The organism is Nocardia jejuensis NBRC 103114, from assembly GCF_001613145.1.
Lineage (GTDB): Bacteria > Actinomycetota > Actinomycetes > Mycobacteriales > Mycobacteriaceae > Nocardia > Nocardia jejuensis.
Genome location: NZ_BDBU01000018.1, coordinates 151287 through 174422, shown reverse-complemented (window position 1 = coordinate 174422; position 23136 = coordinate 151287). Strand labels below are relative to the sequence as shown.

The 23136-nt window shown below is 67.8% G+C and carries 21 protein-coding genes; 12 read left to right on the top strand and 9 right to left on the bottom strand.

Annotated elements, in window-relative coordinates:
• Positions 1–167: 167 nt before the first annotated feature.
• Genes NJ1_RS14460 through NJ1_RS14450 form a run of 3 tightly spaced genes read right to left on the bottom strand, consistent with a single transcriptional unit; the run spans position 168 to position 5001 of the window.
• On the bottom strand, positions 168–1847 hold the full coding sequence (locus NJ1_RS14460) for a tetratricopeptide repeat protein (RefSeq protein WP_157573961.1): 1680 nt from the start codon (positions 1845–1847) through the stop codon (positions 168–170).
• Positions 1844–3691, bottom strand: coding sequence for an ABC transporter permease family protein (locus tag NJ1_RS14455; protein WP_157573960.1), 1848 nt, complete (start codon positions 3689–3691; stop codon positions 1844–1846). The genes NJ1_RS14460 and NJ1_RS14455 overlap by 4 nt, the downstream gene beginning before the upstream one ends.
• 5 nt (positions 3692–3696) lie before the next feature.
• Positions 3697–5001 (bottom strand): ABC transporter substrate-binding protein, encoded by a 1305-nt coding sequence (locus NJ1_RS14450; protein WP_067693360.1) that lies wholly within the window; start codon positions 4999–5001, stop codon positions 3697–3699.
• Positions 5002–5439: 438 nt separating this feature from the next.
• Here NJ1_RS14450 and NJ1_RS14445 point away from each other — a divergent pair, with 438 nt between their 5' ends.
• The 3 genes from NJ1_RS14445 to NJ1_RS14435 all read left to right on the top strand — a co-directional run bounded on the left by NJ1_RS14445 (position 5440) and on the right by NJ1_RS14435 (position 8236).
• Positions 5440–6261, top strand: a complete 822-nt coding sequence (locus NJ1_RS14445; RefSeq protein WP_067693938.1) for an ABC transporter permease — start codon at positions 5440–5442, stop codon at positions 6259–6261.
• Between the two features lie 122 nt (positions 6262–6383).
• Positions 6384–7442 (top strand): taurine ABC transporter substrate-binding protein, encoded by a 1059-nt coding sequence (locus NJ1_RS14440; protein ID WP_067693357.1) that lies wholly within the window; start codon positions 6384–6386, stop codon positions 7440–7442.
• Complete coding sequence (locus NJ1_RS14435) at positions 7439–8236, top strand: ABC transporter ATP-binding protein (RefSeq protein ID WP_067693355.1); 798 nt, start codon at positions 7439–7441, stop codon at positions 8234–8236. Before NJ1_RS14440 ends, NJ1_RS14435 begins: the two co-directional genes overlap by 4 nt.
• Before the next feature lie 71 nt (positions 8237–8307).
• On the opposite strand, the gene NJ1_RS14430 is transcribed toward NJ1_RS14435, so the two are convergent.
• Positions 8308–8661 (bottom strand): hypothetical protein, encoded by a 354-nt coding sequence (locus NJ1_RS14430; RefSeq protein WP_067693935.1) that lies wholly within the window; start codon positions 8659–8661, stop codon positions 8308–8310.
• Positions 8662–8763: 102 nt separating this feature from the next.
• On the bottom strand, positions 8764–9075 hold the full coding sequence (locus tag NJ1_RS14425; protein ID WP_067693932.1) for an MDR/zinc-dependent alcohol dehydrogenase-like family protein: 312 nt from the start codon (positions 9073–9075) through the stop codon (positions 8764–8766).
• 339 nt (positions 9076–9414) lie between these two features.
• Here NJ1_RS14425 and NJ1_RS14420 point away from each other — a divergent pair, with 339 nt between their 5' ends.
• A complete protein-coding gene (locus NJ1_RS14420) occupies positions 9415–10623 on the top strand; it encodes a helix-turn-helix domain-containing protein (protein ID WP_067693353.1) in 1209 nt (402 codons plus the stop codon).
• A 151-nt stretch (positions 10624–10774) separates the two neighbouring features.
• On the opposite strand, the gene NJ1_RS14415 is transcribed toward NJ1_RS14420, so the two are convergent.
• The gene (locus NJ1_RS14415) at positions 10775–11107 is read right to left on the bottom strand and encodes a transglycosylase family protein (protein ID WP_067693351.1); all 333 of its coding nucleotides are present in this window, start codon (positions 11105–11107) and stop codon (positions 10775–10777) included.
• A 515-nt stretch (positions 11108–11622) separates the two neighbouring features.
• Between NJ1_RS14415 and NJ1_RS14410 the strand changes: the two genes are divergently transcribed.
• The 6 genes from NJ1_RS14410 (at position 11623) to NJ1_RS14385 (ending at position 18030) form a co-directional block, all read left to right on the top strand.
• Positions 11623–12399, top strand: a complete 777-nt coding sequence (locus NJ1_RS14410; protein ID WP_067693349.1) for an IclR family transcriptional regulator — start codon at positions 11623–11625, stop codon at positions 12397–12399.
• A gap of 349 nt (positions 12400–12748) precedes the next feature.
• Positions 12749–13828 carry an ABC transporter substrate-binding protein gene (locus NJ1_RS14405; protein WP_067693347.1) on the top strand — a complete coding sequence of 360 codons (1080 nt, stop codon included), beginning with the start codon at positions 12749–12751 and terminating at the stop codon, positions 13826–13828.
• Entirely contained in the window at positions 13825–14658 is an 834-nt protein-coding gene (locus NJ1_RS14400; RefSeq protein WP_067693344.1) for an ABC transporter ATP-binding protein, read from the top strand. Before NJ1_RS14405 ends, NJ1_RS14400 begins: the two co-directional genes overlap by 4 nt.
• A complete protein-coding gene (locus NJ1_RS14395; protein ID WP_084478193.1) occupies positions 14651–15682 on the top strand; it encodes an ABC transporter permease subunit in 1032 nt (343 codons plus the stop codon). The genes NJ1_RS14400 and NJ1_RS14395 overlap by 8 nt, the downstream gene beginning before the upstream one ends.
• A 24-nt stretch (positions 15683–15706) precedes the next feature.
• Complete coding sequence (locus NJ1_RS14390; RefSeq protein ID WP_067693341.1) at positions 15707–17053, top strand: LLM class flavin-dependent oxidoreductase; 1347 nt, start codon at positions 15707–15709, stop codon at positions 17051–17053.
• 38 nt (positions 17054–17091) lie between these two features.
• Positions 17092–18030: a TauD/TfdA dioxygenase family protein gene (locus NJ1_RS14385; protein WP_067693338.1), complete on the top strand. Its 939-nt coding sequence runs from the start codon at positions 17092–17094 to the stop codon at positions 18028–18030.
• A 109-nt stretch (positions 18031–18139) separates the two neighbouring features.
• Here the strand turns inward: NJ1_RS14385 and NJ1_RS14380 are convergent, their stop codons facing one another.
• Entirely contained in the window at positions 18140–18556 is a 417-nt protein-coding gene (locus NJ1_RS14380) for a VOC family protein (protein WP_067693335.1), read from the bottom strand.
• A gap of 347 nt (positions 18557–18903) precedes the next feature.
• Between NJ1_RS14380 and NJ1_RS14375 the strand changes: the two genes are divergently transcribed.
• Positions 18904–20355, top strand: a complete 1452-nt coding sequence (locus tag NJ1_RS14375) for an amidase (RefSeq protein ID WP_067693332.1) — start codon at positions 18904–18906, stop codon at positions 20353–20355.
• A 125-nt stretch (positions 20356–20480) separates the two neighbouring features.
• Here the strand turns inward: NJ1_RS14375 and NJ1_RS14370 are convergent, their stop codons facing one another.
• Together NJ1_RS14370 and NJ1_RS14365 are read right to left on the bottom strand one after the other, a co-directional pair.
• Positions 20481–21761 carry an SPFH domain-containing protein gene (locus tag NJ1_RS14370; RefSeq protein WP_067693329.1) on the bottom strand — a complete coding sequence of 427 codons (1281 nt, stop codon included), beginning with the start codon at positions 21759–21761 and terminating at the stop codon, positions 20481–20483.
• Positions 21761–22192 carry an NfeD family protein gene (locus NJ1_RS14365; RefSeq protein ID WP_067693326.1) on the bottom strand — a complete coding sequence of 144 codons (432 nt, stop codon included), beginning with the start codon at positions 22190–22192 and terminating at the stop codon, positions 21761–21763. Before NJ1_RS14365 ends, NJ1_RS14370 begins: the two co-directional genes overlap by 1 nt.
• Before the next feature lie 102 nt (positions 22193–22294).
• Between NJ1_RS14365 and NJ1_RS14360 the strand changes: the two genes are divergently transcribed.
• Positions 22295–23122, top strand: a complete 828-nt coding sequence (locus NJ1_RS14360) for a DUF3097 domain-containing protein (RefSeq protein ID WP_067693324.1) — start codon at positions 22295–22297, stop codon at positions 23120–23122.
• Positions 23123–23136: the final 14 nt, after the last annotated feature.

The window sequence follows — 23136 nt, the reverse complement described above, 5'->3', positions numbered from 1 at the left end:
ACCCGGCTGCCAGGCCGGACCGCCCCCGGGTCCGTACGAATGCTGCGACGGCACTGTTCCCCCGAAACCATTCACCCGGGAACCATAGAGCATCCCGGGATCGGCAGACCCTCGCGAGGGGCCGCCGTCCAGGTGTGCCCTCCTGCGGGCGGAATGTCGGCTGTCGTCTACTCGGTGGACACGGGTGCGGGCCAACGGTCGATGGCGGAGAGCGGGAGGAGGTGGGAGAGGCTGCCCGGTGCGACCGGGGTGGTTCGGAGCTTCGTGATGGCTTGCCGCCGGTAGTCGACGGCGTGCCGGGAACCCGGTTTCAGGTTCAGCGCGTGGGCGAGCCAGCCCGTCGCCTGGCGCAGGACCTCGGCGGGTGATTCCTCGGCCGACGGCTCCAGAAGTGTTGCGGCCAAGGACTGGTCGACCACCGCCACCGTGCCCAGGTGTTGCAGGCAGCGGGCCGTGCCGAGATCGTCGTCGAGGGAACGCCATTCGGTCAGGGCGTATCGCCACTGGTACAGCGCGCGGTGCGGTTCGCCGAGCGTCCAGGCGAGGATGCCCGCGGTCTCGTGCACGTGGGCGAGACCGGCCGGGTCGCGGCCGTGGGAGGCGAGGGATTCGGCGAGGTCGAGGCGGTCCCGGGCGGCGTCGAGACGACCTTGACGCAGGTGCACGGTGGCCAGATTGACCAGGGCGCAGACCTCGCCGGAGACGTCCTCGCGAGGCAACAGCCACCAGGCGTCCTCGAGCAGATTCGCGGTTCTGCCGAGATCCGGTCGCGCGGTGCTCAATTCGGCCAGCGCATGGCGGTGGGCAGCCCGGGCCCGCAGACTCGAATCGAGTGTGTGCGGACGGATGCGCCGCACCCGGGCCGGAGGCGGCCGGACACGAATCTTCGCGAGCTCGGTTGCCAGCGGTGACCGCCCGTGCGCGGCGATGGCGACCATGGCCAGCGCCGTACCGGAGTCGTTCTCGCCCTGACCGATTCGTGCGTACCACGCGTCCAGCGCATCACCGATTTCGGCGAGGTCGGGTATCACCGCTGCGATACGCGCGAGTTCCGGTAGATCCGCGCACCAGCTCAGCACCTCCCGTAGTCGGGGCTCCTCGGCCCGGAACCATCGGCGCGCGTCGGCCGCGTGACGGGGATCCGCCAGCGCCGCCGCCCACCGAGTCGCGCGCCGAGCCTGACCGCGCAGCAGTTCCGCGAGTCCGGCCCGCCAGGCCGCCTCGCCCAGAACGTCCGGGCGCAGTGGGACCCGCGGCACCGACGCGAGCCGGTATCGGCCCGGTCCGAGCGATGCGAGTACACCGCTGTCGACGAGCTCGTTCAGTACTACTGTGGCACTGCGCGTTTCCCGCACCCCGGCGGCAGGCCGAGACAGCCGCGCGGTGGCGGTGGTCATGGCGGCGAGCACATCCAGCAGCACACTCACCTCGAGCGCCCGCAGCGGAAATTCCCGCAGCACCGCCGCGATCAGCCGCCCGTCGAGCGCGTGATTCGTCGCGGGCGGTGCGATCTCCGGCCAGGGACCACCGGGCTCGCCGAGATCCGGAGGCGGCGTGCGCATCACGGCCATCCCCTCTCTCGTCACCCGATACACCCACACGATCCCCACCACCACGAAGACCGTGAAACCCACCCAGGTCAGCCCGCCGGATATCCAGCGCACCACCGGATTCTCCTTGAAGGGATCAGCGACCAGGATCGTCGCCATCGCACCCATGAGACCGTAGGTGAAGACCATCGGCTGACCCAGGAGCCGCTGCACCGCAAGGGATTTGGGTGTGGCCATCAGCGTCGACTCCACATCGGCCGCAGCCGGTGTCGACTCGCCCGTTCCCCCGGCGGTCATCGCAGCGCCCCTCCCGCCAGCCCGGGCACCAGCCAGCGCCGCCAGCACGCGAGCAGCAGAATCACCGGCACCACCGCCGACACCAGGGCTCCGGAGGCGAGTTGTGCGGTGTTCTCGTCGAATTGGCGTGCGTACCCCCAGATCAGCAGCGACCACGGACTGGCCCCGGGCCCGCCGATCAGCAGTCCGATGAAGAAGTCGTTCCACACCTGCACGAACTCGAGGACCGCCACCGCACCGAGCGCGGGCCGCACCGCGGTGAACACCCGCGTCATGATCGTGCCGCGCGGTGCGAGGCCGTACAGGGCGTCGGCGGCCGGGGTGTAGGCGGGCGCGAGCAGTGCGCCGCGCAGGATCAGTATCGAGATGGGCAGACCGGCGGCCGCATGGGTGAGAATCAGCGGTATCCGCGTCCCGGACCAGCCGAAGTGATTGATGACGTCGTGCAGCGGACCCAGGTACATCTGCGCGGGCATCACGGTCAAAATCACCAGGGTCGGCACCACGATCCACCCCGCCGATTCGGTGCGCAGGGCGGCGAGCCGATGCGCGACCGGCACCGACACCCCCACGACCAGCGCGGTCGCGAGACCCGCGACGCAGGCGGTGGTGCCGAGCGCGTGCCACAGCGCCGAGTCGCGCACGATGGCGGCGAATCGATCGGCGACCGAGCGGTGCGAGTCGGTCAGCGCGACCCACACCAGCATCGCGATCGGCCCGACCGTGAAGACGAACGGCAGCACCAGCCAGACGAATCCCCGCACGCCGAACGTCTCCCTGCCGGTGTCCGGCGGCGCGACCCCCGGTCCCGACCAACTCGTCTGGTGGGCACGAATACCCGACTGCGCCCACAGCGCCGCCACGCCGATGACGACCGCGAGCGGCAGCGTATATGCCGCCGCGTCACCGCAATTCGGATCGCAGGTGACCAGCGACCGCCACCAGAACACGGTCGCGGTGTCGATTCCGTACTGCATCGAGCGGGGAACCGTCACCAGGACCGCGTCGAAGATCCGTGCCGCCGCCACCCCGACGACGAGGAAGGCGATCAGCCGCATCGGCCGCAACAGTCGCAGCAGTCGCCACGCGAGCCGCGGACCCGTCTCGTCGTAGAGCTCGCCCGCGCGCACCGAATCGTCCTCGATCGCCAGGATCGCGGCCCGGAACAGGCCCACCAGCAACCCGAACCAGGTCCACGCGAACGACAGCACGAGGGTCACCACGAAGGCCCATCGATACGTCGCGACGCTGCCGAGATCCCGATTCTCGGTGAGCCGCACGAAGATCAGGCGAAAGGCCACCCCGGAGGTGAGGGCCGACATTCCGAACGGCACGACCAGCATTCGCCACGGCCATCGCAGATACCGCGTGCGCCAGGCGAACCACAGCGCGATCACCACCAGCGCCGCGGCCACGAGCACCGAGACGCCGGTGCCCACATACGCCGAGCGACCCTCCGGCGGCAGATCCACGGCGATCAGAGCCGATCCCAGCGCCGCGAGCGCCGAGACCGACAACACCGGCATGATCGCCCACGTCGCCGAACGCGCCAGCCCCCAATAGGTTCCGTGCACGCCGAGCGCGGACCCGCGCGCGGATCGGATCGCCCGGGGCGCCGCCACCGCCGCGATCAGCAGCAGTGCACAGCCCGCGGCCAGCCAGGGCCGCGCGTCGGCTCCCAGCCACAGGGTGTACCCGGTCGGGACTATCAGCAGCGGCACGATCAGCAGGAATGCCGGAGCCTGACTCGCGACGACGATCGAGAACCGAGGGTGCCTGCCCGGCACCAGCGGACCGGACAGTCGCCGCACCGCGAGCTCGAATTCCACTCGGGGAGAGTCCACTCCGTTCACTCTCCCCTGCGCTGCTGCAAACGATCGACCGCCTCGACGGCATTGCGCACCGCGGCATCACGCCCGTCGGTGTCGAGTTCGATCAGGAATGTGGTCAGCACCTGCCAGAGTTCGTTGTGTCCGCCGGGCAGGCCGATCCGGTCGGCCAGATCGAATGCGGTCCACTCGGCACACCGTTCGGCGACCGGGGCCAGCAGCGTCGAATGTCCGGGCGTGGTCCCCAGATTCGCGGCCAGGAACCCGCCCGCCCCGGCGATCCACGGCGCCGGCGCGTCCGGTTGCGCGAGTCGTGAAACCAGCTGCACCGCGCGCTCTTTCGCGGACCTGGTGAGCACCATGACGTCTCCCCCGCCGATGACCGGACCGGGCCGCCCGGATGCGCCGGGGAACAGCGCCACCCCGACCCGCCCGGCGATCACCCGCTCGTCGCCGGGGAAGCAGCTGCGCACGATCGGCTCGGCGAAGTCGGGCGCCGCCACCATGAGCGCCGAATGGCGTTGGAACACATCGCGAACGGCATCGGGGAACTGCCGGGTGAGAGTCTTGCCGATACCGCCGGGGAAGGCGTGCGGGTGGCTCCAGACCTCCGCGACGGCGGTGAATGCCTCGGCCAGATCGCGCCGCCCGCGCGCGGAGTTCTGACGCCAGATATCGGGATCGGCCACGCCCGCGTACGTGTCCGGCCATCCCGCCAGCAGCATGTTCTCGAAGAAGTCCGTGAGCATCCAGCCGTCGGCCGCCCCCAGCGCCAGCAATCGAGTGGAACTGCCGGATCGCACCAATTCGTCCATGCGCGTGGTGAAGTCACGAAAGGTCCACGCCTCGGGCGGTGGGAGCCCGAGTTCCCCGAACCGCCGTTTGTCGTACCAGAGCAGCGATTTGCAGGCCGCCTTGAACGGCACGCCGTACAACCGGCCGCGCGCGCCGGCGTGCAACAGTGGCCGCCAGCCGTCGGCGTAGTTGGTCACCTTCCCGTCGGACCACAGTGTGTCCGCGAGCGGTCGCAGCCGCTGCGATTCCGCGAGTCGCCGCACCTGACCCGCCTGCGGGAGCATCACGATGTCGGGTGCCGAGCGCCCCGCGCCCAGTACCGTGCCGACGTCGTCCCCGAGCGGGATCACGTCGGTCGAGCGATCGATTCCGGCGGTCTTCAGCACCGATTGGAACGCGGTCAGTTCCGAGCTGCCCCACGGCACCGCGATCCGGACTCGATCCGCCGGCGCACCGAACACTTCGGGCGTGCAGGCCGCGGCCAGAGGTAGCAGCAGTCCCGCGCGCAGCACCGTTCTTCGGGTAGCCAACGCGCCCCTCCCCACGATGTGACCATGCCGTCCTATCGGGATCCGTACCGGTCACATTACCGACGGTGAGCGCCGATCAGGCCGGAATCCGATTCGGTCACACCGCATTACGCGTCGGACCTCGACGATCCGGGCCCGCCCCGAACCGCGCGTGCCGAGCGCGCGGTAGTAGGCGGGCGGCGTCGATCCGGCTCGCACGCCCACGGTGGCAGGCGCGCCCGCGCGCGGCACGTCCGGTGACCCCGGTACCTGGTCGCGGTATTGGAATCACGGTGATCGCGAACCTGTCGCAGCACCGCGAGAGCGGTCAGGATCCACACGGAAGGTCCCGGCTCGGGACCGGAAGAGTTCCCGAGACGGACAGGACGGCTGGTGACACGAGCATCGACGGTGGCCGCGACCGACAGCAGACCCACGACGCCGCGCCTCGCCACCGGACTGCGACCGGACGCGCGCGCACGATTGCGCGGACTCGCCGTGCGGTCGGCATCGCTGGCCGGTTTCGTGGCGCTCTGGTGGGCCGTCAGCGCGGCCGGACTCGTGGACAAGCAGTTCCTTCCGGCGCCGCAGGCGGTGTGGGAGGCGTTCGTCCGCGCCAACAGCTGGCACGAACTCGCCCCGGGTGTGCCCCGGGAGGTGCGCGGGGAGCAGAACTACTTCCTCTGGGAGCATCTCGTGGCCAGCCTGCAGCGCATCGCGATCGGCGCGGGCGCGGCCGTGGTGCTCGGTCCGCCGGTCGGTTTCGTGCTCGGCACTTCGAAGGTGGTGAGCGCGATCGTGGAGCCGTATCTGAACTTCCTGCGCATGCTCCCGCCGCTGGGCTACATCGGCCTGCTGATCGTGTGGTTCGGCATCGGTGACACCTCCAAGGACTGGCTGCTGTTCCTGGCCGCGTTCCCGCCCATCGTGATCGCCACCATCGCCGGGGTGCAGGGCGTGTCGGCCGATCGCGTCAACGCCGCCCGCTCCCTGGGCGCGAACCGGCGGCAGGTGATCACCCGCGTACTGCTTCCCGCCACCCTGCCCGAAGTGATCGGCGGCATTCGGGTGGCGATCGGTTTCGCCTGGACCACGGTGGTCGCGGCCGAGCTGAACAACGGCATTCCCGGGATCGGCGGACTCGCCTATCTGGCCGGTCAGCAGCTCAACACTCCGCTCACCGTCGCCTGCATCATCGTCATCGGACTCACCGCCCTGACGCTGGACGCGCTCATCAAGCAGACAGCCGCGGTGGCCGTTCCCTGGAAAGGCAAGGCGTAACGCTCTCCTGTTCGAGCGCACGGGATTCCGCGCCAGGATTTCCACCATTCGCACCATTCGCACCAATCGACGAAGAACGGAGGACGGCGCGTGCGCACCCCGCGCACCGCGCCGCACACCACATGAACCGCACCCTCGCGGCGCTGGCACTGGCCGGCGCGCTCACCGTGACGCTGACCGGCTGCGTGGAGTCGAACCGAACCGACTCCTCGCGCGGCGACGAGGCGAAGATCGCCTGCCCGGTCGCGGTCGACGAATCCTTCACCGGCACAGTTCGGCTCGGCTATCAGGACATTCCCAACGGCGATCTGATCGTGAAGGACAGCGGGCTGTTGCAGACCTGCCTACCCAAGGCCACGATCACCTGGTCCAAGTTCGCCTCGGGCGCCACGGTGATCCAGGCGTTCGGCGCCAATTCCATCGATCTCGGCCTGCTCGGCAGTGCCGCTGTGGCGCGGGCGATTTCGGCTCCGCTGAACCTCGATGTCAAGACGGTCTGGATCCATGACGTCATCGGCTCGGCCGAATCGCTGGCGGTGAAGGACCCCGCGATCACCTCGGTGGCGGGATTGAAGGGCAAGAAGATCGCGGTGCCGTTCGCCAGCACCTCGCACTACAGCCTGCTCGCCGCGCTCACCGCGGCCGGCATCGAACGTGATGTGACACTGGTGAATCTGCAGCCCGACGCCATCCTCGGCGCGTGGCGCGACAGTGGTGTGGATGCCGCGTTCGTCTGGGATCCGACGCTGTCGGAGCTGCTGAAGAACGGGCATACGGTGACCACCGCCGCCGAGACCGCGAAGGCGGGCAAGCCGACCTTCGATCTCGAGGGTGCGCGCGCGGAATTCGTGGCCGCCAATCCGAAGGTCCTCGCGGTGTGGACCGCCGTGCAGAACTGGGCGGTCCAGCAGATCAGCGCCGATCCGCAGGGTGCGGCCACGCGGATCGCCGCGCAGTTGGGGATCGCCGTCGAGGAGGTGCGCAAGCAGCTGGCAGGGTACGTCTACCTCGACGCCGCCACCCAGGCGGGGCAGCCGTATCTGGGCAAGCAGCTCGGGACCGATCTGCAGGGCTCGGCGCAATTCCTGCTCAGCCAGGGTGAGATTCAGGGTCTGGCGGCGCCGGAGAAGTACGCCGGAGCCGTCTACGCCGATGCGGCGAGCACCGTGAGCGCCAAGTGAGTTCGGCACTCGACCTGCGCGATCGGGTCGTGCTGAGCGATGTCTCGATGACCTACCAGAGCGCGGCCGGGCCCACCGTCGCACTCTCTCCGACCGATCTGGTGATCGAGCCCGGCGAATTCGTGAGCATCGTCGGGCCCTCGGGCTGCGGCAAGACCACGCTGCTGCAATTGCTCGCCGGTTTTCTGACCCCGACCACCGGCGCGCTGCTGGTCGGGCCCGATCGGATCGACGGGCCGAGTCCCGAACGCGGTGTGGTGTTCCAGGCCCCCACCCTGTATCCGTGGCTCACGGTGCGCGGCAATATCGAGTTCGGCCCCAAATGCCGTGGCGTGGATCGCAAGACGCGCCGCGCGGAGGCCGATCGGCTGCTGCGGCTCGTCGGTCTCGGCGATGTCGGGGACCAGCGACCGTACGAGTTGTCCGGCGGTATGCAGCAGCGTGCGCAGATCGCGCGGGTGCTGGTCAACGATCCGCGCATCGTGCTCATGGACGAGCCGTTCGGGGCGCTGGATCAGCTCACTCGTGAGCGTTTGCAGGTCGAGCTGTCACGGTTGTGGCGGCAGGCCGGCAAGACCGTCGTCTTCGTGACGCATTCGGTGGAGGAGGCGGTGTTCCTGTCCACCCGGGTGCTGGTGATGAGCGCGCGGCCCGGCCGGGTCATCGTGGATCGGCGGATCGAGTTGCCCGGGGACGCCGACGACGGCGTCCGGGACCTCGCCGTCACCGCGACTCCGGAGTTCCAGCTGATCAAATCCGAACTGGCACAGGCTATCTACGACGCACACCGGTGAGATAGGGGCTGTGGCCGCGTACTGGTCTCGGCTTCGACCTCGGAAATTCCCGGCGGTGTCCGGGTGGTCGATCAAAGACGCTGTTGGGCATCGGAGCGAGGGGGATCGGGCGGATCCCCCCGCCTCGGGAAGGTGCTCTCCGGTTTGACCGTGCAGATGTTCGCGACGGTGACCAGGTCGGCCGGGACCTCCTCGCCCTCGAAATGCGCTGCGCTCGGGACGATCAGGGCATCCACGCCGAGTGCGACGAGCAGCGTGCACAGGCGTTGGACCGGCCGGTCCGTAGTCGCGTTGAACACCACCGTTTTTCGAAGGTCGTAGCCCAGACGCTTGGCCAGGCTGCGGATCTGGATCTCGTCCCACTGCTGGTGTGTGCCGGACACATCGCTACGCAGGAACCCCAAGGCTGCGGGAAGCTCGAGCATCGTCACCACCTCCTGAGGCCGAAGTCCGGAGTCGGTACCGGAGTGGCCCAGGCGGGCCAGCTTATCGGCTCGAGGCCGACCCGTCTTGCCAGGGGCGGGAAATCAGCCCCAGCGAGCGAAGGTGTCCTGCGGGTCCACGGTGACCACATCGGCCACCGCCACCAGGTCCGTCGGCACCTCCGCGCCGTCGAAATGCGCTGCACTCGGCACGATCACGGCATCCACGCCGAGTCTGTCCACCAGCACCCGCAGTCTTTGAACCGGCCGGTCCGTAGTTGCGTTGAACACCACCGTCTTACGCAAGTCGTATCCGAGTCGCTTAGCGAGACTGCGGATCTGGATCTCATCCCACTGCTGCCGAACTCCCGATATGTCGCTCTGCAAAAACCCGATAGCCGTCGGAATCTCGAGCATCGTCACCACCCGCTCATCGGCGCCGCCACCCGACACGTTTCGCCTGCCGGCCGATGCCGTATGTCGGCCACCGACATGCCGCGGCGATGTCGCGCCACACCGGTTCTGCCCAATTCCCTCGCAGCTAGCGGCACGATGCCCAGCACCAGTACGAAAAAGAGGACTTCCATCTCGCAACCTCCCGGTTTTCCGCTGCCATTCGAACGGCCAGTGCCTCGAACGAGGTGAGCCGAAGCCCGCCTGAGCGCTGAACGTAGAGGTCAGAGTGACGTCCGGCGCGCACGTGAACTACTACAATTTGTGGCAGCCCCGATACGCGAGACGAAGTGGAATGGGGACATGGTGGCTGGAGAACCCGCCGGCGTCGGCACGAGAGTCGCCCAGGCGCGCAAGCTGATCGGGTGGACGCAAGCTCGTCTCGCCATGGAAGCCAACCAATCCCCGTCGCTGGTGCGGGCTGTCGAGCAGGGCAGACGGGCGGCATCTCCCGCGTTCGTCGCCGCGTGCGCGAAGGCGTTGCGGGTCGGGGTGACCGAGCTACTGGGGCAACCGTTTCCGCAGACGACGAGTGTGGACCGTGAGGTCCACGCGGCTATCGCACTCATTCGAAACGAGCTGGCCGCCTACGATCTCGATGCCCCGGACCTGAAAGTTCGCTCCATCGCGGAAGTCACCGGGCGAGTCCTCGAGATCCGGCGTTTCCGCCGTGACGCCTCTGCCCCGAAGCTCGCAGCCACGGTCCCGCCGCTGCTGACCGAGACCCGCGCCCTCGTCCACCGCGCCACCGGCCGTGAACGCGAACTCGCGAGTTCGCTGCTGTGCGAGATGTACTACAACGCACGAAGTCTGGCGCACAAACTCGGCTATCTCGATCTGGCCGCGCTGGCCGTGGACCGGATGGCTTGGGCCGCAGACGAATCCGGCGATCCACTCTGGATCGCAGCGGGACAGTTCCATCGTGCGACCCTGCTGTCCAGCGGCGGTGACTGGAAGTCCGCGCTGGCCTTCCTCGAACGCTGCCGGACCGAACTCGAAGTCCGGCTCGGAGTGGGAGCCGAGCACGATCTCATCGCCTGGGGCGGCCTGCACCTGCAATCCGGCCTGGCGGCGGCGCGCTCCGGCGACCGCGATTCGGCCGATACACACCTCGCCGCAGCGGCCGAGACCGCAGCGCGCGTCGGCCACGATCGCGATCCGGTGCTGGTCTTCGGCCCGACGAACGTCGGCATCTGGTCCGTGGCGCTGGCCGTGGAGATGATGAACGGCACCGAAGCGCTCAGCCGCGCCGATTCCTTCGTCATCCCACCCGGGACTCCCCGCTCACGCTCGGGCCACCACCACATCGACCTGGCCAGAGCATGGCTCCTGCATGGCAACCGAGCCCGCGTCCTCGACTCCCTCCAGACCGCGAAGGCCATCGCGCCATCCCTGACGCGCTACCACCCGATGGTCCACGAGACCGTCCGTGTCCTGGCCCGCGAAGACGCCCGCTCCAGCGAAAGCGTCCGCGGCTTCGCCGCCTGGTGCGGCGTGAAGGGCACCATCTGACAAGCTGGTGACCACGCCAGGCAGATGCGGACTGTCCTCGACCGCCAGCACCGGGCGTCCCCGCGCACGACGATGGCCCTGTCCCGCGTCATTGCGGGACAGGGCCATCGTTACGTGTTCGTGGTGCTGCGCCTCGTGGAGGTGTTCAGCCTCAGAGGTTGGCGCCGCAGACCGGCCAGGCGCCGGGGCCCTGGGTGGCCAGGACGTTCTCGGCGACGCGGATCTGCTCTTCGCGGCTCGCGTTGGCCGGGCTGCCGGTACCGCCGTTGGCGGCCCAGGTGCTCGGGGTGAACTGGAGGCCACCGTAGTAGCCGTTGCCGGTGTTGATGCTCCAGTTACCACCGCTCTCGCACTGCGCGACGGCGTCCCAGTTCCCGGCCGCCGAGGCGGTCGCGGTGGACAGCGCGAACGGGACGGAGGCGACAGCGCCGAAAGCGGCGGTGGCGACGATCATGCGGGTGCTGAACTTGCGATTGCGATGCATATGGGATTCCCTGCCTGCGCCCTGCCGGCCCGGGGTGTCGTCTCCGGGTCCCCGTCCCCAGGGATGTCGATTGCTCTCGAACCGCGGGACGGGATTGCGGGTGTTCGACGATTCGAGTTGGGACTCGGTCTGATCCGAGCCGAGAGCGACGGTAACGGAACAATCACGAGTAATCACGCGGAGATCACGGTGGGTTGACAAAACGGTCTCGGCCGCACTCTTTCCGTTTTCGCAGCTGACATCCGATGTCGCCTTAATTACAAATGCGGAATTACCCAAACATTTTGTGACGGAGGTCACTCGAATTTAGTGATCCGGATCGCGTAATACAAAGGTCGGACAAAGCGATCAGCAGCCGAAATGCGCCGATCACCGAGAATAGACGACAAACTCGTGCGAAATTCCGTCGAAATGCGCCGTTGACCGGGCGAATCGGATCGCGCTGCGCCGAATCATTGCCGGACGCCCCCGGGATCGCGATAGTTCCGGCAACGTCGATTCCCGCAGGAGGACTCATGACAGACGAACCGCGTTCCGGTGCACGCGCCGTCGATCGCGCGATCGAGGTACTCAACTGCTTCGACGGTGACGATCCGGAGCTCTCGCTCAGCGAGCTCGCGCACATGGCCGGTCTGCCCGTCAGCACCACGCACCGGCTGGCCCAGGCCCTCGTGCGCGGCAGACTGCTCGAGCAGGACTCCTCGAACGACCGCTACCGCATCGGGCACGGGCTCGCCTCGCTGGCCCGGCCCGCGCTCACCCGGCTCGGCCTCGATTCGGCCGCGCCCCATCTGTACGCGCTGGCCGCCGGGATCCGGATCACGGTCAGCGTGGGCGTGGTCGAACAGCGCGACGCCCTCACCGTCTTCCAGGCCCGGCCCCCGGAGTGGTTCTGCCCGAATCAGGTGCCCCGGGCCCGGCAGCCACTGCGCGCCAGCGCCGTGGGACATGCCCTGCTGGCCTTCTCCCCCACCTCGACCATCGTCGAGGAACACGCCGACCAGCGCGATCCCCGGCCGGTGCGTCCCGGCGGCCTGCACAGCCACCTCGATCGGGTGCGCCGCAGCGGCTTCGCCAGCGAGCTGATCCCGACCGATGATCCGATCCGTTCGGTCGCGGTCCCCATCGTCGGACCCAATCGTCAGGTGCGCGGCGCGCTGGCCGTACAGGCTCGCTCGGCTCGACTCGACGACGAATTGGTCCGGCGCATTCTCCCGGCCATGCGCACCGCCGCCGGGCGTATCGCACCCCTATTCCAAACTGCCTCCGGGCCAATGGATTCCGCTGTCTGAGAGTTGCAATCACGCTGATTTCCACATCGTGAAATGGCGGTTGCCCGCAGCCCCTGATCCCAGCACGATGGACAAAGAACCAGATCACCGCCGTTTCGGCACGTCCCGCAAAGGTCTTCCCATGAGCCCCTTCACCGTCCTCACGCGACGGCGCGCGCTCGACCTGATGCGCGTCCCGCCCGGCATCTGTCGAGCCTGATCTCGCCACCGCACACGCGGTGTCACGCCCCGCGGCAGGGAGCTTCGTCGGCTCGCCTGTAGTCGACCCGTGCTCGCATCACGATTCCCTTCCACTGCCCGGATTCTCGTATCCCGCAGTGCGACGGACATATTCATCGAAGGACTAGGCATGTTCAATTCCACCCGACCGCGCCGATGGCGGCGTGCGATCGCCACCGCGCTCGCCCTCTCCACCGCACTCGTGGTCGTCAGCGGCTGCAGCAAGACCGATGCCGGCACCACCTCCGACGGGAAGACCGTCGTGCGCTACCAGGGCCAGACCGGCCTGGTCACGCCGTACGAACTCGCCGCCGAACTCGGCTACTTCGACAAGATCCAGCTGCACTGGGAGGGTGACACCACCAGCGGCCCGGCGAACGTGCAGGCCGCCGCGACCAAGCAGATCGAATTCGGCAGCGCGTTCAACGGCGCGGTGGTGAAACTGATCGCCGGTGGCGCACAGGTCACTTCGGTGCTGAGTTCGTACGGCGCGGACGAACTCAATTACACCGGCTATTTCGTTCGCGACGATTCCGCGATCAAATCCGCGCGGGATCTGATCGGCAAGAAGGTCGGGGTGAACACGCTCGGCGCGCACCACGAGTTCATCACCCGGGAATGGCTGCATCAGCAGGGTCTGAGCGAAGCGGAGATCAAGCAGGTCCAGTTGGTCGTGCTGCCGCCGGCCAATACCGAGGAGGCGCTGCGCAACGGGCAGATCGACGTGGCGGCTCTCGGCTCGGTCTTCCGCGACACCGCGATACAGCGCGGCGGACTGCACACGCTGTACACCGACAAGGATCTTTTCGGTCAATTCGACTACGGCACATACGTTTTCCGCAACGACTACATCAAGCAGCATTCCGACGCGGTCGCCGACTTCGTGAAGGGCACCGCTCGCGCCACCCGCTGGCTGCAGGTGACCCCGCGCGACGAGGTGGTGGCCAAGTTCGCCGAGATCATCAACAAGCGCGGACGCAACGAGAACACCAATCTCCTGCAGTACTACAAGAGTTCGGGAATTCCGGTGCCGGGCGGCGTGGTCGCCGAGCGCGAATTGCAGATCTGGATCGACTGGCTGGTGCGCAACGGCGATCTGCCCGAGGGCAAGTTGAAGGCCACCGACCTGTTCACCAACAAGGACAACCCGTACTCGAACGGCACCTACCCCGCGACCAGCGGGCCGAGCGGAGAGGCGGTCGCGAAATGAGCGCACCGGTGAAACTCGCCCTCAGCGGCGTACGCAAGGAATTCCGGGTACGCGGTGAGCGCGAAGCGTTCACGGCACTCGACGACATCACCGTGGATGTGCGGGCCGGGGAATTCCTGGTCCTGGTCGGCCCCAGCGGTTCCGGCAAATCCACTCTGCTGGATCTGCTCGGCGGTCTGGACAAGCCCACCTCCGGGCAGATTCTCCTGGACGGCTCCCCGGTGGCCGGACCCGGACTCGATCGCGGCGTGGTCTTTCAGCAGTACGCGCTGTTGCCGTGGCGCACCGCGCGCACGAATATCGAATTCGGCTTGGAAGCCAAGGGAATTCGCCGCCGCGAACGACGCCGGATCGCGGACGAATACCTCGATCTCGTCGGGCTGAGCGGATTCGGCGATCGCTATCCGCACGAACTGTCCGGCGGAATGAAGCAGCGGGTCGCCATCGCGCGCAGCCTCGCCTTCGATCCCGAAGTACTGCTGATGGACGAGCCGTTCGCGGCCCTGGACGCCCAGACTCGTGAATCGCTGCAGGACGAACTGCTGCGCATCTGGAAGGCGACCGGCAAGACCATCCTGTTCATCACCCACGGCATCGACGAGGCCGTGTACCTGGGACAGCGCGTCGCGGTGCTGACCTCACGACCGGGCCGGGTCAAGGCCGTGGTCGATATCGACCTCGATCGCGAGGGCGATCCGGACGTGCGCTCGAGTGAGCGCTTCCGCGAACTGCGACACCACATCTGGACGCTGCTGCACGACGAGGTGGCACGCGCCCAGGGCCTGGAACAGGCCGCTCTCTCCGCCGACAGGAGGTCCACCCATGTCTAGTGCATTGCAGGTCGCGGGCACGCCGAAGTTGCTCGAGTCCGATACCGCGACAACCCCGGCCGAGACCGGCCGGGCAGCCGCCGATGCCACGGTCTCCGGGGCGGTGTCGGCCCCCGAGGTGTCGGCCGTGACGGATACCCGCGCCCCGGAGGAATCCGGCAGCACGCCCGCCGAACCCGGCGCATCGACCACGCCGTCCACCGAGCCCGCCCGGGTCACCTCCGAACCGAGCCTCGCGCTGCGCGTGGCCCGTGCCGCCGGCCGCGTCGCCTGGCGACTCTTCAAGCCCACCTTGGTGATCGCGCTGTTCCTGCTGCTGTGGGAATCCGCGCCGCGCCTGGGCCTGGTCGACGAGATCTTCCTGCCGCCGTTCTCCACCGTGGTCGATGCGACGATCGAATTGATCCGCAACGGTCAGCTGTGGGACAACGTCTCGGCCAGCCTCACCCGCTCCCTGGTCGGGTTCTCCCTGGCCCTGGTGCTCGCGGTACCGGTCGGCGTCGCCATCGCCTGGTATCGACCGGTCGCGGATTTCCTGAATCCGATCCTGGAGCTGTTCCGCAACACCGCCGCGCTGGCCCTGCTGCCGGTGTTCATCCTGATCCTCGGCATCGGCGAGACCTCCAAGATCGCCCTGGTGGTGTACGCCGGGTTCTTCCCGATCCTGCTCAACACCATCACCGGTGTCCGCACCGTGGATCCCCTGCTGATCAAATCGGCTGTCTCACTCGGCTTCTCGCCACTGCAACTGTTCCGCAAGGTCGTGCTTCCGGCGGCCATCCCGTCCATCTTCACCGGCCTGCGCATGGCCGCCTCCGCCTCGATCCTGGTCCTGATCGCGGCCGAGATGTTCGGCGCCCGTGCGGGTCTCGGCTATCTGATCACCGCCGCGCAGCAGAACTTCGCCATCCCGGACATGTACGCGGGAATCATCGCCATCTCGCTGGTCGGGCTGCTGTTCAACAGCATCCTGGTCGCCGTCGAACGCCGCCTGTCCCGGTGGCGCACCCAGTCCACGCACTAGCTCCCCCGAAAGGCCCCGCTCTTCATGTCGAACTCGCGCAAGACTTTTCACCTCAATGCCTTCCTGATGGGCGTCGGTCACCACGAGGCCGCCTGGCGGCACCCGCGCACCCAGGAACACCGGGTGCTGGACGTCGGGCACTTCCAGGAACTCGGCCGGATCGCCGAGCGCGGCAAGCTGGACTCGGTGTTCTTCGCCGACGGGCTCGCGGTCGGACCGCGCATCAAGCGCAATACCCTCGCGGTGTTCGAACCGGTCACGCTGCTGGCCGCCATCGCCACCGCGACCCAGCACGTGGGCCTGATCGCCACCGCGTCCACCACTTACAACGAGCCGTTCAACCTGGCGCGCAAGTTCGCCTCGCTCGATCACATCAGCGGCGGGCGCGCGGGCTGGAACATCGTCACCTCGGGTAACGAGGACGAGGCGTTCAACTTCGGGTACGACGCGATCCCCGAGCACGCCCGGCGCTACGAGCGGGCCGAGGAGTTCGTGGATGTCGCGGTGCGGCTGTGGGACAGCTGGGAATCGGGCGCGATCGTCCTGGATCCCGAGGAGGGTGTGTTCGCCGATCCGGACAAGGTGCACACCATCGATTACGACGGCGAGCGCTTCCGGGTGCGCGGACCGCTGAACTCCCCGCGCACCCCGCAGGGGCGGCCGCTGCTGGTGCAGGCCGGATCCTCCGAGAGCGGTAAGGAATTCGCGGCGCACTACGCCGAGGCGGTCTTCACCGCGCAGCGCACGCTCGAGGAAGGTCAGGCGTTCTACCGCGATCTCAAGTCGCGCCTGCCCAAGTACGGCCGTTCCGCCGACGAACTCAAGGTGCTGCCGGGCCTGGTGCCGTTCATCGCCGACACCGAGGCGGAGGCCAAAGCGCTCGAGCAGGAGTTCACCGACCTCATCTCCCCGGATTACGCACTGCGGCAACTCTCTTCGCTGCTGGGTGTGGATCTGACCGAACACGCTCTCGACGCGCCGCTGCCGCCGCTGCCCGCCGAGAGCGAGATCCAGGGCGGCAAGAGCCGCTTCACGCTGGTGAAGGAACTCGCCGAGAAGGAGCAGCTGACCGTGCGCCAGCTGATCGGCAAGCTCGGCGGCGGCCGCGGGCACCGCAGCTTCGCGGGCACGCCGGTGCAGATCGCCGATGAGCTGCAGACCTGGTTCGAGGCGGGCGCGGCCGACGGCTTCAACATCATGCCGCCGTACCTGCCGGGCGGACTCGAGGACTTCGTGGACCGCGTGGTGCCGATCCTGCAGGAGCGCGGGCTGTTCCGCGAGGACTACACCGCCACCACGCTGCGCGGGCACTACGGCCTGGACCCGGTCGAGAGCCAGTTCGCGCCGGTCGAGATCCAGGCCACCGCCTGAACGCTTTCGAGGTAATCGAGAAAGATAAGGAAGAAATCATGACCGCTGTAGCCGAAAACCGCACTTCCACCGTCCGAATCACTCCGGTCGCCGGGCATATCGGCGCCGAGATCTCCGATATCGATCTGCGCACCGAACTCACCGATGAGCAGGTCACCGAATTGACCGCCGCGCTGCACGAGTACAAAGTGTTGTTCTTCCGGGGACAGGACATCGGGCACGCGGAGCAGATCGCGTTCTCGCGGCGGTTCGGTGCGGTCACCAAATCACATCCTTATGACGACGACGCGCCCACCGAGTTCCCGGAAATCCTCGCGGTGGACAGTCGGCTGTACGAAAAGCGTTTCGGCAAGCGGAAGTTCAGCTACACCAATCACTGGCACACCGATGTCTCGCCGCTGATCAATCCCCCGGCGGCCTCGCTGCTGCGGGCCGAGATCGCGCCCGAGCGCGGTGGGGACACCCACTGGACCAATCTCGCCGCGGCGTACCAGGGGCTGCCGGATTCGCTCAAGTCGTTCCTGGACGGCCTGCGTGCCGAGCACCGCTTCGGCGGCAAGCAGCCGCAGTGGAACGAGAACAGCGACTACGCCAAGAAGGTCGCGGCCGCTCCCCTGGTCACCGAGCATCCGGTGGTGCGGGTGCATCCGGTGACCGGTGAGCGCATCCTTTTCGTGAACCCGGGCTTCACCACCCGCATCGTCGGCCTGAGCCCGCGCCAGAGCGACGCGCTGCTGGCACTGCTCTACGCCGAGCTCGCCGACCCGGCGTACACGGTCCGATTCCGCTGGGAGAAGGGCAGTCTCGCGTTCTGGGACAACCGGGCGACCGCTCACCTGGCCCCCAGCGATCTCGATCATCTCGACGTGACGCGGGTGCTCTACCGCACCACCCTCGAAGGTGATGTGCCGGTCGGCGTGGACGGCCAGGAGTCCACCTCGATCAGCGGCGAGCGCTTCACCGGCTCCCGCGACTGACACCCGCTGTAGGAAAGAAGGCCCGCGAGTCCCTCGCGGGCCTTCTTTCGTACCGGCTCCGCCCGCCGAGTTCCGCACCCCGGACGGCGGGAGGTTCATACCCGTGCGATCAGGCGTGAACGACCAGTTCCAGCGCGATATTGTCCGGATCGCGGAACTCCAGAATCGCCATCACCCCGAGATCCTTGATCGGTTCGTGCTCGATCCCGTGCTCGTCGAGCAGCGCGACGGCCGCGTCTAGGGCAGCACGATCGGGCAGCGTGAACGCCAGATGATCGAGCCCGCAACGGTCTTCGTGAAATCCGTCCTCGGCGACGGGTCGCAATCCCAGCAACTGTGTATCGCTCACGCGGTACAGCACTCCCCCGAACAGGAACCACAGCTTCTCCCGGGTCGCCTCGTCGGCCCCGGCGGGCACCTCCAGATACACCGGCCACCCGAAAACCAGGTCGTAGAACTTCCGAGACCTCTCGATATCCGACACCGTCAGCCGGACATGATCGAAAGATGTTGCAGCGATCGCCATACCCCGCATGCTGCCACGCCGGACGGCCACGGGCCACAGATCGGCAGTGCCGTACCCGCCGTCGCTCGCGTGCGGACGCCGTCCGCATTTCCGGCGTCGGGTTCCGACAGGCGATATGGAGCTGCCGTACGCGCTCGGATCTGAGACATCCATCCCGTTGCGCGGCGCGGCATTTCATGGCTCACGCCGCGGGATGTGGACCACCACCGACACTGTGACCTGGGCTGATCCAGCCTCGATGGTGGAATTCGCGCGCACGTTCGCCGGTGGAGGTGGCTGATTCGAATTCACCCGTTGCGGAAAACAACTTTTGATGGCTTCCACGGCACGTGGTTAGCGTCGCATTCATGGAATGGACTTTTCACTCGGCCGAAGAACTCGCCTCCGCATTGCGTGCCGGTGAGGTGACCTCGGTGGAACTGACCGACCAGGCGATCACACGAATCGAACTCGAAGACAAGACGATCAACGCAGTCTGTGTGCCGGACTTCGACCGGGCACGGGACGATGCGCGCCGTGCGGACGCGGCGCGCGCCCGCGGTGAGGACGGGCCGCTGCTCGGCATTCCGGTCACCGTCAAGGAGTCCTACGACATGGCCGGGCTGCCCACGACCTGGGGCATGCCGCAGTACGCCAACTACGTACCCGAGCACGACGCGCTGCAGGTGTCACGGTTGAAGGCGGCGGGCGCGGTGATACTCGGTAAGACCAATGTGCCGATGACGCTGCGAGATATCCAGAGCTTCAACGAGATCTACGGCACCACCAACAATCCATGGGATCACGCGCGCACTTCGGGCGGGTCGTCGGGCGGTTCGGCGGCCGCGCTGGCATCAGGATTCGGTGCGCTGTCCATCGGCTCGGATCTGGCCGGTTCGCTGCGCACCCCCGCGCATTTCTGCGGCATCTACGCGCACAAGCCGACACTCGGGCTGGCTCCGACCCGCGGCATGGTCGCGCCGCCCGCCCCGGCCCTGCCGATCGACCTCGACCTCGCCGTCGTCGGCCCGATGGCACGCACCGCCCGCGACCTCACCCTGCTGCTGGACATCATGGCCGGACCGGACCCGCTCACCCACGGCCGTGCCTACGAACTCGCACTGCCGCCCGCGCGCCACGAGCGACTCTCGGACTTCCGCGTCCTGATCATCGAGGACCATCCGCTCATCGCGACCGGATCGGCGGTGCGCGCGGGGGTGAACCGGGTCGCACAGGCGCTCGTCGACGAGGGCGCGAGCGTCGCACGGCACAGTCCGCTGCTGCCGGATCTCACCGAGGCCGCGACGCTCTACATGCTGCTGATGCTCTCCAACGCCGCGGCGAACCTTCCCCTGGACGTATACGAACAGCTGCGCGCCCGCGCCGCCGACCTGAGCGCGGACGATAGAAGTCTCGATGCCACCCGACTGCGCGCCATGGTGCTCAGCCACCGCGAGTGGGTCGAGACGAACAACCGCCGCGAACTCCACCGCCGGGACTGGCGACACCTCTTCGCCGAATTCGACGCCGTGGTCTGCCCCATCACGCCCACCCCCGCCTTCCCGCACAATCACGACGGAGGGCTCGAGAACCGGCACATCGACATCGACGGCGTCGACTACCCGTACTTCGACCAACTCGTCTGGGCCGGGGTGGCGACCCTGCCCGGCCTGCCCGCCACCGCGATCCCGACGGGCTTGTCCCCGGAGGGCCTGCCGGTGGGAGTGCAGCTCATCGGCCCGATGTTCGAGGACCGAACCCCACTGCGGCTGGCCGAACTCCTGGAACAGAAGATCGGCGGCTTCCAGCCCCCGGCGTGACCGTGACAGGCGCGCGGATTCCACTGTCACGTCCGATCGAGGGCGCTCGCTTCGGGTGATCCGCCGACTGCGATCGAGGTGGATACGAGAAGGCGCCGGCAACGATCGTTGCCGGCGCCTCGGGATCAACGCCCCAGGGGGCGTGGGGGTTGCGGGGGTTGTTGCCAGCGTGGGTCGGTGCCGGGCGGGTCCTGGCGCGGCGGCTGCGACTGCTGCGGGGGCTGCGACTGCTTCGTGAGCGGGGCCTGATGCTCCTGGACGGGCGGGAGCGAGTCCTGCCGGGAACGGGCACTCGGGGGCAGGCCGGTGGGTTCGACCGGGGTGCGGGCGTCGGCTTCGGCGGCGCGGACCGCGCGTTCGGCGGCGGGGTCGGTGGCCGTGTCGAACCAGTCGGCGACCTCGTCGGAGTCGTCCTCGGGGCGCTCGGCGGCCTCACTGTCGGGTGTGGGCTCGTAGCGGAAGGTGCCGTCCTCGCCCTTGCTGGCGAAGTTGCGGGCGAACCCTTCCAGCGCCTTGCCGAAATCGCTGGGCACCAGCCACACCTTGTTGGCGTCGCCCTTGGCGACCTCGGGCAGGGTCTGAAGATACTGGTAGGCAAGCAGTTCCGGAGTCGGCTTCCCGCTCTTGATCGCGGCGAACACCTTCTCGATGGCCTTGGCCTGGCCCTGTGCCTGCAGATACGCGGCGGCACGTTCACCCTGCGCCCGCAGGATGCGCGACTGCCGCTCACCCTCGGCGGACAGGATCGAGGCCTGCTTGGAACCTTCGGCCGAGAGGATCTGGGCCTGCTTCTGACCTTCGGCGGTCTTGATCGCGGCCTCGCGCTGACCCTCGGCGGTGAGGATGATGGCGCGCTTCTCGCGATCCGCCTTCATCTGCTTCTCCATCGATTCCTGAATCGAGGCGGGCGGATCGATGGCCTTGAGCTCCACGCGCGAGACCCGCAGACCCCAGCGCCCGGTGGCCTCGTCCAGCACCCCGCGCAGCTGATGGTTGATCTGATCGCGGGAGGTCAGCGTCTCCTCCAGCGTCATGCCGCCGACCACGTTGCGCAGCGTGGTGATGGTCAACTGTTCTACTGCCGCAATGTAATTGCTGATCTCGTACACCGCGGCCTGCGGACTGGTGACCTGGAAGTAGACCACCGAGTCGATCTGCACCGTCAGGTTGTCCTGGGTGATCACCGGCTGCGGCGGGAACGACACCACCCGCTCGCGCAGATCCACCTTGGCGCGTATGCGATCCGCGAAGGGAACCAGGAACGTCAACTGCCCGGACACGGTGCGGGAGTATCGTCCCAGCCGCTCGATGACGGCGGCTTCGGCCTGCGGCACCAGGGCCACCGACTTGAAGACCACCACGACCACCAGCAGCACGAGAACGATGGCGACGATGAGTACAGCCATCACGGCCCTTTCCAGACGACGGCGTGGGCGCCGTCGATCTTCATGATGTAGACGGTCGAGCCGGTGGCATAGGACTCCGCCGGATCGAAGGGACGTGCGCTCCAGACTTCGCCGTCCAGCTTCACCTGCCCGCCGTGCTCGTCCACCGTCTCGAGCACGCGCGCCGTCTTACCGGGCAAAGCCTCCACCCCGGTTTGATGCGCCGGCGGAACAGCGTAGCGCCGCAACAGGAATGGGCGCACGAGCAGCATGAGCGAAATAGCGGTGATGGCGAAGACGACGGCGTCGATGACCGGCGAGGTACCGGCCAGACCGCTCACCCCCGCGGTGATGACCGCCGCGGAACCGAGCATGAGCAGCGTCAGATCACCGGTGAGCATCTCTGCCGCCGCGAGGAGCAATCCCGCGACCAGCCAAATGATTGCGGCCACGCCACAACACTAGTCGTATCGAGGCCCCGAAGCGGCCGGTCGTGATCATGTTGCCGCGCGGCGCGAGAGAGTTTCGCCGGTGACGCCGGTACCCTCGAGGCCGTGAGTGGGCACCAAGGGTACGGCGACATCTTCTCCGGGCACGCCAGAAAACAGCCGAGACAGGTGCCCCGCGTGGTCGCCGAACGCGATCTGGTCGCCGAGGACGCGGCCACCGGATTCTGCGGCGCCGTAGTCGGTTTCGACCGAAGTTACGACGGCGAATTCGTGAAACTCGAAGACGGCAAGGGGCGTGTGCGCCTCTTCGCACTGCGCGAAGCCGCGTTTCTCATCGACGGTCAGCCGGTCACCCTGGTCCGGCCCACCGCGGCCGCGCCACCGCGCGAACCCGTGCGCTCCGCCTCCGGTTCGACGCGTGTCGGGGGCCTCAGAGCGCAGGTCGCCAAGGCCAGCCGGATCTGGGTCGAAGGCGTGCACGACGCCGCTCTCGTGGAACGCGTGTGGGGGCACGATCTGCGCGTCGAAGGCGTCGTGGTCGAACAGCTCGAGGGCCTCGACCATCTCGCGGTCCGCCTCGGTGAATTCCGGCCCGGTCCCGGCCGCCGCGTCGGCGTGCTGGTCGATCACCTGGTCACCGGGTCCAAGGAGACCAGCCTCACCACCGGACTCGGTGAGCATGTGCTGGTCACCGGGCATCCGTACATCGATGTCTGGCAGGCGGTGCGACCGTCCGCGGTCGGTATCGCCGCATGGCCCGAGGTACCACGCGGCGAGGACTGGAAGAGCGGAATCTGCCGCCGTTTGCGCTGGGGCACACCGCAAGAGGGCTGGCGCCGGGTCTACAACGCCGTCGAGTCCTACCGCGATCTGGAAACCCCCCTCATCGGTGCGGTGGAGCGCCTGATCGACTTCGTCACCGAACCACAGTAGTCGGCCAGTTATTC